Here is a 12,526-nt window from a genome sequence, read left to right as displayed (position 1 = left end):
CACAATCTCAATGAACACATCTATTTACTATATAATTTAAAGGCATGGAGCAATACCCGGTCCCGGAAAATGAATTGGAGCGTATCCGCCAATTAAAATCTTATGAGCTATTGGGATTGGGGAAAGACCCTGATCTTGATGTGTTTGCGCAGGCAGCCTGTCTTATAACAGATTGTCCGGCGGCACTTATTGCCATGATGGAGGAAGACACGCAACGGATCCAGAGCTGTGTCGGTATGGAGTTGGATACTGTTGAAAGACGTAATACGGTATGTCAGTATACGATTATGAGTAAAGATGTACTTGTCATCGAAGATACTTTTGAGGATCCAAGATCAGCCACCAATCCTTTGATCAGAGAGGGAAATATCCGGTTTTATGCGGGAGTACCTTTATTGGATGACGAAGGGAATGCACTCGGTACGATCTGTGTCATCGGGTTTGAGCCTAAGTCTTTATCTGCTAAGCAAGTGGATTCTTTAGGACAGCTTGGAAAAGCTGTCGCCAAAATTCTCTTAGGAAAAAAGAGAAAGGTTCAAGCGGGATATTTTGAAGAAGTATTTCATATTACCAATAATATGATCTGCGTATTGGACGACCAATATCGCATAAAAGAACTAAATCCTGCTTTTTCTGAGGCGCTGAAAATTGAAAAGTCTAAGGTTTTAGGAGCTTCTTTTTTTACTTTATTGGATAATCATGATGAAGGTTTTCAGGAGCGTCTGAAAAATCTCGCAAATATTACTGGAGGGATACAATATACAACAGTTACATCGCAGGACGAAGGTAGTGATGTCGTGATTGAATGGTACTTCAAGTATGATGCGGCAACGTCAGAAATTTTCGGATTTGGGAGAAATGTTACCAGTGAACGGGAGGAGCAATTAAAGTTAGCTGTTTCTGAACGCAAGTTTCGCAATTTTTTCGAGAATGCTATTGGTTTAATGAGTATGCATGACATGGAAGGTAATATTCTTGCTGTAAATGAGAAAGGCCGTAATCTTTTGAAGTATTCTGAGGAGGAAGCAAAGCATCTCAATCTAAAGCAACTTGTACCTACACATCACCTGCAGGCTTTCGATGATTATCTCAAGCGTATACTTCAAAATGGAGAGGATTCAGGTATGATGATTCTAAAGTCGAAGGATGGTGAAAAGATCTATTGGCTTTATCATAACATGCTCGAGCTGGATCCAGAAGGGAAACCTTATGTGGTTAGTACTGCACTTAATATGACGGAACGGATACAGCTTGAAAATGACCTCCTGCATACGAAACAGATTTTGGAGCAGACGAATACTGTTGCACAAGTCGGTGGATGGGAGGTTAATCTGGATCTGCATCAGGTTTTTTGGTCCGATTCAACAAAATTGATCCATGGAGTGGGTAAAGATTTTGTTCCTAACTTTGATCATGCCGTCGGATTTTTTGATGAAGACAGTCAGGTTAAACTAACCGGTATTTTTGAGGAAGCAACTCAGCATGGTTGTTCTTTTGATGTTGAATTGCGATTGAGACAGCAAGAAGGTGAAATCATTTGGGTACGTGTTAAAGGAATTCCCGAGTTCGATAACGGAACATGTAAGCGTGTTTTCGGTATTATACAAAATATTGATACGAGTAAAAACCTTTACCTGGAATTGGAACGTAAAGAAGCGATGCTCAGAGCATTTGTGGATTATGTTCCGGCTTCTGTAGCGATGTTTGATCGGGATTTTCGTTATGTATCCGTCAGTCATCAATGGATGGAAGACTTCCATAAAGATATGGATAATATCCTAGATCAGAATCTGTTTGATGTCTTTCCTAATATACCGGAAAATAGAAAAAATATTTACTATGATGCTCTTGAGGGTAAATCTTATAAAAATGTCGATGAATTGATTGATGTTGATGACTATGTGGAACCACAGCACTTTAATTGGGAAGTAAGACCTTGGAATTTGTCTGATGGTAGTGTTGGCGGTATTATTATTTTTACTCAAAATATCACCGAATCTGTCGCTGTAAATTTAGAATTGAAGAAAGCAAAAGAACTTGCGGACTTAGCGAGTAAAGCAAAATCTGAATTTTTAGCTAATATGAGCCATGAGATCCGTACCCCTTTGAATGGTGTGATCGGATTTTCGGATCTGCTGCTCAAAACACCGTTGAACGATGTACAGAAGCAATACCTCAATTATATTAACGAGTCGGGAAGCAGTTTATTGAATATTATCAATGACATCCTTGATTTTTCAAAAATTGAATCTGGAAAATTGGAACTGTACATCGATAAATTCAATGTATATGATTTGGCGCATCAGGTAATCAATGTTGTACTTTACCAAGCTCAGCGCAAAGATGTCGAACTCTTATTAAATATTGAACAGGGATTACCTGCTTCTATCTGGGTAGATGAGGCTCGTATCAAGCAGATCTTGATCAATCTATTAGGAAATGCCGTTAAATTTACGGAAAAGGGAGAGATCGAGCTTAAGATCGAAAAACGAACCAGTGATGACAGCAAAATTAAGTTACGTTTTTCTGTTCGTGATACTGGTATCGGTATTCCGGTAGAAAAACAGCAACGTATTTTTGATGCCTTTACCCAGGAAGACAGCTCTGTGAGCAAACGTTATGGAGGCACCGGTTTAGGACTCACCATTTCCAATAATTTATTGAAATACATGGGAAGTAAACTTTGTCTGGAAAGTGAACTGAATAAAGGATCTGATTTTTACTTTGATCTGGAAATCGCTTATGAAGAAGGTGGCATCGAAGAGGATGAGGAACTGCCTTTAAAACGCGTTCTTATTGTAGATGACAATGCCAATAACCGCACGATTATACAGCATATGTTGACTTATAGAGGAGTTGATTCAGTACTTGCAGAGAATGGTCTGGCGGCTTTACAATTACTGATGAGCGGTGAAAGGTTTGATGTTATTTTAATGGATTATCACATGCCTATTCTCTCCGGATTGGAGACGATCGAAAAAATAAAGGAATTGTTTTATAAACAGGAGGAAAGTATTCCACTCATTGTATTGCATACATCGTCGGAGGAGCATGAGGTCATTTCTGCTTTCAGGCAACAGGAACGCTCATATTGTTTGCTTAAGCCTATTCGATCGGACGAACTTTATCTTACTTTACGTAAAGCTATACAGCAAAGTAAAGCTGATGTTAATCATTTGGGACAGGATAGTGATAGTGGAACAACGGTTTATCAACAACAGGCTAGGGTTCTTTTAGCCGATGACAATTCTGTAAATATGGCACTCAATCTGCGTATGATGGCCACTATTATGCCTAATGCTGAACTGATAGAGGTTACTAATGGAGGGGATGCAATCGAAAAATGCCTGCAGTCAAAGTTTGACCTTATCTTAATGGATGTGCAGATGCCTGGTGTAGATGGTATCGAAGCGACCAAACAAATAAGGCTATTAACAGGTTATGCTGCTATACCTATTATTGGTATTACTGCTGGAAATGTCCGTGGAGAAAGAGAAAAATGTTTAGAGGCCGGTATGTCTGAGTTTCTTCCTAAGCCGATAAGGCAACATGATCTGTACACGGTATTGCAGCAGTTTATTCAGAAACAGGTGCTTGAACAAAAAGAAGAGGCTGTGATTGATGATCATCTAGATATGGATGCACTTCAGGAACAGATTGGAGATGACGTTAGTTTTAAATCTTTTTTCTTAGATCTTGTGATCAAAGAGATTAAGCAAGCATGGTTTCAATTGGAAAATGTTAGGGAGTCGGAAGATATTGAACGAATGAAAGTGATCCTCCATAAATTGCGGGGAACAGCATCTACTGCGGGGCTTAAGAAACTGAGCATGCTGACATCTAATCTGGAAAAAGAACTATCGTCCAGTAACCCCGGATTGGATTTGCTGGATGATATAAAGCAAGAAATTGAAATAGGATTACAGTTAATCACAAACCTTTTAAACGAAAAGTAACATGTTGATTTTAATAGCGGAAGACGACGAATTGATTTTACGAACAATAGAACATAAATTAATTAAAGAGGGGCATACTGTCATTTTAACACGCAATGGAAAGGAAGCTATTGAAAAGATCAGTGAATTGGATCTTGATCTGGTTGTGACCGATATCATGATGCCGTTTGCATCGGGAATTGAGATTTTGTCGGCCATGCACACAATAGGAAAAAAAATACCGGTCATTGTGCTCTCTAGCATGGGACAGGAGGAAGTTGTGACAGATGCATTTGATTTAGGAGCATCAGATTTTATGGTCAAACCTTTTAGTCCAAATGAACTGCTGTTGCGGATCAAACGTCTGACAGGTAAATAAAGATTACTATGTTTCAAAAAATAACACTTCACGAACTGGTATTGGCCATAATCATTGTATTTGTGCTGGTATTGCTATTGATTATTGCGGTATTGTTTTATAGTTTTTATAAATACCGTGTTTTATCTAATAGACAGGTCTGGACACAGATCATTGAAAATAAGATTACTGAATCTATAGTGATGGGACAGAATTTTGTTGAAAACGATGAATCCTTTGATATGCATCTGCGGGAACCAGCGTTCAGAAGTGTTTTTTTAGATCTTTTAGTGGCTTCAGAACGCAAATTCTCTGGTGTTGCCCGAGAAGAGATTACACATTTATTTTATAAGTTTAGTCTTGAGGATGAGGCCTGGCGTAATCTGATTAAAAAGAAAGCATATCACATAGCAGGAGGGATTCAGGAGCTGACCGCAATGCGTGTTTTACGTGCATTACCTAAATTTACATCCTTGCTGGAGCACCGGGAGAAACAGGTATATGTAGAAGCACAGTATGGAATAGTCAGTTTTAAAGGAGCTGAAGGTTTAAGTTTTTTAGACAACCTGAAGCATCCTCTTTCTGAGTGGCAACAGCTTCGTTTACTAAATTCTATTATTGATATTCCCGATCCGCAAATTGTCAATATTACTTTATGGTTGCGAAGTGAAAATACATCTGTGGTTATTTTTACTCTACGTTTAATGCGGAAATTCCAGATGTTGTCTTATTATAGTGAAGTGCTAGAATTACTAGCGCATAATGATACTGCTGTAAAGCTACAGGTAGTGCGTACACTGGAGGCTTTTGAAAATAATAATACGATGGAGCAATTGGTGAGCGCTTTTCCAGAAGAAACATTAGCCGTTCAGATTGAGATCCTAAAAGCAATGAAGGTGTCCAAGAGTCTGGAATGTGATGGGTTTTTGAAAAAACAGTTGTGGGAGCATCCAGCAGTTGCGATCAAAATCTGGTCCGCGGAAGTGTTGGTTACTTTAGGGGAGCGTCAGTATTTACGGGATATGGCTTTGGATGAGAACACACCGGATGAGTTTAAACATATTATTAACCACGCATTGCAGGAAAAAGTATGCTAGAATTTTCACATATTGTTTACGAAGTAGTGATCTGGATATTTCTTTTATATTCGGCCGCTATATTTTTGATCTCTGCGTGGGTGGGTATCTATGCCTATGGTGCAGTAATACGTTATAAGCATGATAATTCCTATACCGATTATAATCTCATTGCAACCAATGTCAATGCGCCTCGTTTTAGCTTAATCGCCCCGGCCTATAATGAAGGTTTGACCGTCGTCGAAAATGTGCGATCGTTATTATCTCTCTACTACCATAATCTAGAAATTATTATTGTTAATGATGGAAGTCGTGATGATTCTATGGAAAAGCTTATTGAAGCTTATGCATTAGAATCTGTTCCGTTTTTTATACAAGGTGATCTAGAAACCAAAGAGATCCGCGGTATTTATAAAAGTAAAAATGCCGCTTTCAAAAAGCTAATTGTCGTTGATAAAGAGAATGGCGGGAAGGCAGATGCGCTCAACGTGGGGGTAAATATATCTTCGGGCGATTATATCGTCTGTATTGATGTGGACTGTATACTAGAGCAGGATGCACTTTTAAAACTTGCAAAACCTTTCCTAGAGCAAACTGATAAAAGGGTCATTGCTTGTGGTGGCGTCATCCGTTTGGCTAATAACTGCCGTATAGAAAATGGTAAAGTAGTTGACGTTAACCTTCCTAAATCTTGGCTTGGACGTACACAGGCTTTGGAATATATTCGTGCTTTTGTATTGGGAAGAATGGCTTGGTCCCGAGCTTCTGGTCTTATCTTGATTTCAGGGGCTTTTGGGGCTTTTGATAAGCAGATTGTACTAGCTTGTGGTGGATATGACAGTAAAACTGTAGGTGAAGATATGGAACTGGTGGTACGCATGCGCCGTTATATGGAAGAACAGAAACTTGCTTATGAAGTGGTCAACATACCGGATCCATTATGTTGGACAGAAGTTCCTGAGTCTAAGGAGATTTTGAAAAAGCAGCGGAATCGCTGGATGAGAGGTACCATGGAAACACTATGGAAGCACCGCAAACTTATGTTCAACCCGAAGTACGGACGGTTAGGAATGATCAGTATGCCATATTGGTTTTTCTTTGAATTCCTTGGTCCTGTAATTGAATTTTCTGGATATATTATTTTTCTGATTTTTCTTTTTCTTGGTATTATAAACTGGCCATTTTTCTTTGCACTCTTTGCGCTGGTTATTTCATCGGGGATCTTATATTCTATTTACGCTATTTTGGTCGATTTGGTGAGTCACCAGGTGTACACCAAGAAGCAAGATCTTTCCAAATTGATTGTTACAGCTATTTTGGAACCTTTTTATTTCCATCCAATTGTAGTCGGTGCAGGTGTAAGAGGTGTGGTGGATTATTTTCGTAAACAGCACAGCTGGGGCGATATGAAACGTCAGGGTTTTCAACAAGGGGCTGAAGATATACCATTTTTTAAACGGATTGGTCTACAGTTGCGTATAGGATTGAAAAATTATGGAGCTGTAAGCCTTGTATTTTTAGTGTTGTATATGCTTTCTGTCGCTGTAGAATGGTGGTGGTATAGCAGGCAATTTCCGCAATTAGGTCAATCAAATGGTGTAATACCACTTCTTTTGAATAATCTCATTTTCGCTTTTCAGATACTAAGTGGTTGCGGTCTTGTGTATCTGATAGTACAGCTTGTTCATCTTTCTTTAGCAAGGATATTATCCATCGTGTTATTGTCTTTTGTCGTGGTGATGCAATATATTTTATTTTTATATTTTGCAGAATCACGCAATTTGTTGGGAGCGGATATGTTTTATTATAATACTGCCGAGATGATGCAAATTTTGGAAGCGAGTGGTATGCTGAGTTTTACCAATATCGCTTTATTAATCTTGCTCGTCGCATGTGCCTATATTCCTTTTTGGATAGCGTCGAAAAAAACGATTAAGAGCATCTATGTAGGCCTAAGTATGCTATTTTTAGGCGTTATGGTAAGTTTTATTCCTGTAGACCGCTTTAAGATTTTTAAGATATCTGGTGATGAGTTTGCTCAAAATGCTGCCCGTAGTAAATGGCGTTATTTTCTAAATTCTAATGTCACCAATTATATCGAAGAACATCCGGGAATGTTGGCATTTGGAGCAGAAAAAGAGCCATCAGGGGGAAACCAAAGCTATCCTTTTCTTCGAAATGAAGATACAAAGGACATGTTAGGTACCTACTTTCAAAAAAGTTCATCTGTCCCAAATTTGGTCATTATTGTGGTCGAAGGATTAGGGCATGCCTATAGTTCTCCTTCAGGGTATATCGGAAATTTTACACCTTTTATAGATTCTTTATCGAAGAAGTCCTTGTATTGGGAGAATAATTTAAGTTCTTCAGGCAGAACTTTTTCTGTATTGCCGACATTGACAGGATCGTTGCCCTTTGCTTCGCATGGTTTCTTAGAACAGGACACTCTACCTGCACATTTTAACCTGTTCAATATCTTAAAAGCAAATGGATTCAATACAGGTTTTTTCTATGGCGGTAATTCAAAGTTTGATTTCATGGAAAAATTCATGACTTACAGTAAAGTGGATACTTTGGTCGATCAGTGGTCTTATGCCGAACCATATAAAAAGCTTCCCGAAAAAGGGGGAGAAAGTTGGGGGTATGAGGATCAAGCGGTATTCGCAAAAATGTTGGAGGTACAGAAAGTGCAGCAGACACCTTACTTTCATCTTTTGTTAACGCTCTCTACCCACAATCCTTTTCTAATCAATAATGCTGCTTTTTATGAAAAACTTTTTGATAAGCGGTTAGCTCTGGGCGATCTGACGCCTGATCGCAAAAAATGGGCTTTGCAAAACCGGAAGCAACTGGTGTCTGTATTGAACCTCGACGATGCATTGCAACAGTTTTTCAGGGATTATCAAAAGCGGGCAGATTTCGCTAATACGATCTTTATTATAACCGGTGATCACGCTATGCCTGAGATTCCTTTAGAAAGTAAAATTGATCGGTATCATGTTCCATTAATGATTTATTCACCATTACTAAAGACGGCACATACTTTTCGTAATAAGGTAAGCCACTTTGATGTGACACCTTCTCTGCTTGCTTTTTATCGTGATAATTATCAGGTGAATACCCCAGGACAGGTAACATGGATAGGCCGTGGTCTGGAGATCGGATCTTCTGCTAAAGGAAATGGGGCAGCGATGATGCAAAGTAAAAATCAGTTGATTGACTTTGTCTATGGTGATTTCCATATTTCGGATGGCCAGTTGTATAAATTAGATGCAACACTTAATGAAGAACCTCTTTCTGAAGGCTCGGAGCGTGATCTGCTCATGAAGCGTTTCGACCTGTTTAAGCGTCAGAATAAGCAATTCCATACAAAGAAACAGCTACTGCCTGACAGTATTTTCACTAATTATTTTAAGCAAACGATATCAAAACCCTAAAAGGTTTTGATATAGCCCACTGTGATATCGATCTGATTACCCTTCTCATTAGGTTTAAACTCTTGATTGAAGTACGTAGAAGAAATAGAAAACAGATTTGTACGGTTAATTGAAAAGTTATATTCTGCTCCGACCTTGAATGTTTTAAGCTTATAAATGGACTGATCCAGGAGATTATTCCGGTTTTCTTCAGGACTAATTCCTGTACCAATTAAAAATCCTAAATAATCATTTGCTCCTTTGGTATAGTAGCGGACTGTACCAGCGTATGATTGTGATATATTTTCATTGCTTGGGGTCAGATACGTTTTTAGGTTGAACCAGAAATTCTGATAATATTTGCCTATTGATGCGGTATACATCCAGATATTGTCACTGAAATATAGCTGTCTGTATCCGACTTCACCTTCAAAACTGTGCGGTAAATTTGCATATAAAGATACCCCCGTTCTGTATTGAGGAAATATACCTACATTATTGGAATAGCCCCCAGCCACATAGAGATAAAACATTTTCGATAATCTTGGGTAAGCCTCTACTTCAAACTGTAGTCCATTGTCAGCAAATTTATTCGCATAGTTTGTTCTGAAAATCACGGATCCTAGTGGTGTTGCTCTTTTATAACTGAGTGCTACAATATGCCAGTTATCGTCAAATTGTTTGTCAAAGTGAACAAAGTTATAATTAAGCCCGATAGCATTTTTAGCTGTATATTCCTGTATACTTTTGGCTAAAGCTCTTGCTTCAGCATTTTTAGGATTTATTTTTAGTAGATTATTTACTGATTTTTCAGCACTTTCATACGCATTATTACTGTAATCTATTTTTGTCCTTAAAAGGAGAAGATCTTCTGAGGTCGGGTGAAAAGAAAGACCTTTATCCACCAAGTTTATTGCTTTCGCCGTTTGATCGTTCCAGTACTCTAAAGAAGCATAGGCTATGTACAAATCTTCATCTTGTACATTTTGACTTTCTAATTTGGAAAATATGGTACGGGCACTATCTATTTTATCAGACCAAGTGTATAGACGTCCTAAAAAGATACTGATATCCGTATATTCGGGAGCCTGTTTCAAAGCCTGTTTACTGATTTTTATCGCTTCCGCATAATTTTTTTGATCAAAAGCCTCTGTTCGTGCTTTAACAAAAAGTTCATCGGCAGTCAGCGTTGTTTCCTGGCCAAAGGAAGCAAACGGAAATCCAAATAAGCAAAGCGATAAATAAACAAATTTATTCATTTCCAATAGATTGTTTTATGTAATATGGTCGATCTTAATAAGCTATAAAGTTAATGAAATTTGTTTGAGATTGAACTGGCTAAATAATTTTATCATCATGCATATAAATCGTAGACGGTCTTCTTTAAAACAAATCGACAAGGTTGATCAAGAACTGGATAGACTTCCTTTGGTATTTCTTCTTACTTAATAACATTTTAAGACAGTCCTGAGGAGAAACTTGTGGATTAAGACTATTATATAATTAGTTTAATGATCGGTATTCGGAGGGAGACATGCCTACTTTTTGCTTGAACAGACGAGTGAAATGCTGGGGATAATTGAAACCTAACTCATAGGCAATTTCACTGATTGATTTTTCGTGATCAAAAATTCTTTCTTTAGCGAAATCGATAACCTTAGTTTGGATATATTCCTGAGCAGTAATACCAGTTTCGCTCTTGATGATATCGCCGAAGTAGTTTGGAGATAGGTTCAATTCTGAAGCACAGTAAGCGACTGTAGGTAGTCCGATCGTTTGCGATTTATCTTCGGTAAAATAAGCGTTTAATATATCTTCGAATTTTTCCAGTATACCTTTGGTGGAATGGTCTCTGGTTACAAACTGTCTGTCATAGAATCGGGTACAGTAATTTAAGAACAATTCAATATTGGATGTAATCAATGTTCTGCTGTGCTTGTCGATGCTTTGTTCCATTTCATATTGAATTTTGGTAAAGCAATCTAGAACAATATGCCGCTCTTTTTCGGAAAGATGTAAAGCCTCGTTTACATCATATGAGAAGAAGCTATATTCATGGATTTTCTTTCCCAATGAAGTTCCTTTAATCAGGTCAGGATGAAACAAGAGGGCCCATCCTGAGGGTTGAAAGGTTGTTATATTTGGCTGTACGCCCAACACTTGTCCCGGAGCAATGAAAACCAATGTGCCTTCCTGAAAATCATAAGTGTTTCGACCGTATTTCAATTCGCCACATTTTAATTCTTTCAGAAAGATGGCATAAAGGCCAAAGTTAAAAGTCTGTGCAGGCATCGGTTTAGTTTTCGATAAGTCGATTACTGTAATTAAGGGATGCAAGGTTTCTATGCCACGCATTTTATTGTACGCATCAATACTGTCTATTTTGATGATTTCTTCCATAACTCTTTTTTTTTATAAGTCAATATTAAGCAATTATAGCACAGGTCGGGATAGGCTAAGGTTGTTAACAGGAATAATGGTAAGCATTGCCGTAATCTGTATAAGCAAGAATCAACTGAATCTAGGGAATTTTGTCCTGTCATTTAGCAAATGATGATTGGCTAATGAATTTAAACAAATTAAATGGGTAAAGAAAATGAAAAAGCGAGTTTTAGGAAATAGCGGACTTGAAGTGTCGGCAATAGGGATGGGTTGTATGAATCTGAGTTTTGGTACTGGAAAGGCAGTTAGCACACGGGAAGGTGTTCGTGTGATACGTGGAGCTTTTGAGAAAGGAATTACATTTTTTGATACAGCGGAGGCTTATGGACCTTTTACAAATGAAGAATTGGTGGGTGAGGCGTTGATCCCCATTCGCAAGGAGGTTGTTATCGCAACTAAATTTGGGATGATCTCGGAAGAAGGTGGCTTGAACAGCCGACCTGAACACATACGTAAGGTTGCAGAAGCTTCGCTTAAGCGGTTAAGGACAGATTATCTTGATTTATTTTATCAGCATCGGGTTGATCCGAATGTTCCGATTGAAGATGTCGCGGGTACGGTGGGAGATTTAATTGCGGAGGGGAAGGTAAAACATTTCGGACTTTCTGAGGTGGGTGCATCTACTATCAGAAAGGCGCATGTTGTTCAACCTGTCACTGCTGTTCAAAACCAGTACTCGATTTGGACACGTGAGCCGGAACAATATGTGCTACCGCTTTGTGAGGAACTGGGAATTGGTTTTGTGCCGTGGGGCCCTTTGGGTACTGGTTTTTTGACCGGTACGATAACAGCAGAAACTACCTTTGATCCTGAAACTGATCTGCGCTCAAGCTTTCCAAGATTTACCAAAGGAGCGATGCAAGCGAATATGCCTTTAATCAAAATGTTAAATGCATTTGCCCTAAAAAAAGGAATATCCACGGTGCAGCTCGCATTAGCTTGGTTGCTTAGTAAAAACCGTCTTATTGTTCCCATCCCGGGAATGGATAAGCTCGACTACATTGATGATAATATTCAGGCGCCCAACGTCATGTTGACTGCCGAAGATCTGATCGAAATAGAGGTTGCTCTTACTAGGATATCCATTCAAGGTGAACGCCTATCTGCGGAGTTGCTCGCGATATCGGAAGAATAGGATAATGATTTCTGCAATCGAAGAACATGTTGTGTGTCTGATGGGAGTCTTAAAGCATGTAATCTGTAATAATGGTAAGTTAAACAGTAATTCGTATCCTAAAACGCTACATATTTGTGCCGATTTTTGAATAAGCGCAAGAACGTGGATTCTTTGGAGCTTGA

At 38.6% G+C, this 12,526-nt stretch carries 7 protein-coding genes; 5 read left to right on the top strand and 2 right to left on the bottom strand.

Annotated features, from left to right (window positions below):
* Positions 1-44 precede the first annotated feature (44 nt).
* Genes JAZ75_RS00900 through JAZ75_RS00885 form a run of 4 tightly spaced genes read left to right on the top strand, consistent with a single transcriptional unit; the run spans position 45 to position 8,806 of the window.
* Positions 45-3,956, top strand: coding sequence for a response regulator (locus JAZ75_RS00900; RefSeq protein ID WP_208699743.1), 3,912 nt, complete (start codon positions 45-47; stop codon positions 3,954-3,956).
* Position 3,957: 1 nt separating this feature from the next.
* Complete coding sequence (locus tag JAZ75_RS00895; protein ID WP_132773900.1) at positions 3,958-4,314, top strand: response regulator transcription factor; 357 nt, start codon at positions 3,958-3,960, stop codon at positions 4,312-4,314.
* 8 nt (positions 4,315-4,322) lie between these two features.
* A complete protein-coding gene (locus JAZ75_RS00890; RefSeq protein WP_208699741.1) occupies positions 4,323-5,390 on the top strand; it encodes a hypothetical protein in 1,068 nt (355 codons plus the stop codon).
* Entirely contained in the window at positions 5,384-8,806 is a 3,423-nt protein-coding gene (locus JAZ75_RS00885) for a sulfatase-like hydrolase/transferase (protein ID WP_208699739.1), read from the top strand. The genes JAZ75_RS00890 and JAZ75_RS00885 overlap by 7 nt, the downstream gene beginning before the upstream one ends.
* On the opposite strand, the gene JAZ75_RS00880 is transcribed toward JAZ75_RS00885, so the two are convergent.
* Positions 8,803-10,044, bottom strand: coding sequence for a YaiO family outer membrane beta-barrel protein (locus tag JAZ75_RS00880; RefSeq protein ID WP_208699737.1), 1,242 nt, complete (start codon positions 10,042-10,044; stop codon positions 8,803-8,805). The genes JAZ75_RS00885 and JAZ75_RS00880 overlap by 4 nt on opposite strands.
* Before the next feature lie 244 nt (positions 10,045-10,288).
* On the bottom strand, positions 10,289-11,185 hold the full coding sequence (locus JAZ75_RS00875; protein WP_208699735.1) for a helix-turn-helix domain-containing protein: 897 nt from the start codon (positions 11,183-11,185) through the stop codon (positions 10,289-10,291).
* A 196-nt stretch (positions 11,186-11,381) separates the two neighbouring features.
* On the opposite strand from JAZ75_RS00875, the gene JAZ75_RS00870 reads away from it, so the two are divergent.
* Complete coding sequence (locus JAZ75_RS00870) at positions 11,382-12,362, top strand: aldo/keto reductase (protein ID WP_208699733.1); 981 nt, start codon at positions 11,382-11,384, stop codon at positions 12,360-12,362.
* The last annotated feature ends 164 nt before the right edge of the window (positions 12,363-12,526 follow it).

The sequence above is a fragment of the Sphingobacterium sp. UDSM-2020 genome, assembly GCF_016132525.1.
Classification (GTDB): Bacteria; Bacteroidota; Bacteroidia; order Sphingobacteriales; family Sphingobacteriaceae; genus Sphingobacterium; species Sphingobacterium anhuiense.
This window is presented reverse-complemented; position numbering and strand designations above follow the sequence as displayed.

Excerpts from the sequence above, each read along its gene's own strand:
- JAZ75_RS00900 (WP_208699743.1), top strand. The coding sequence starts at position 45 with ATGGAGCAATACCCGGTCCCGGAAAATGAATTGGAGCGTATCCGCCAA.
- JAZ75_RS00895 (WP_132773900.1), top strand. The coding sequence starts at position 3,958 with ATGTTGATTTTAATAGCGGAAGACGACGAATTGATTTTACGAACAATA.
- JAZ75_RS00890 (WP_208699741.1), top strand. The coding sequence starts at position 4,323 with ATGTTTCAAAAAATAACACTTCACGAACTGGTATTGGCCATAATCATT.
- JAZ75_RS00885 (WP_208699739.1), top strand. The coding sequence starts at position 5,384 with ATGCTAGAATTTTCACATATTGTTTACGAAGTAGTGATCTGGATATTT.
- JAZ75_RS00880 (WP_208699737.1), bottom strand. The coding sequence starts at position 10,044 with ATGAATAAATTTGTTTATTTATCGCTTTGCTTATTTGGATTTCCGTTT.
- JAZ75_RS00875 (WP_208699735.1), bottom strand. The coding sequence starts at position 11,185 with ATGGAAGAAATCATCAAAATAGACAGTATTGATGCGTACAATAAAATG.
- JAZ75_RS00870 (WP_208699733.1), top strand. The coding sequence starts at position 11,382 with ATGAAAAAGCGAGTTTTAGGAAATAGCGGACTTGAAGTGTCGGCAATA.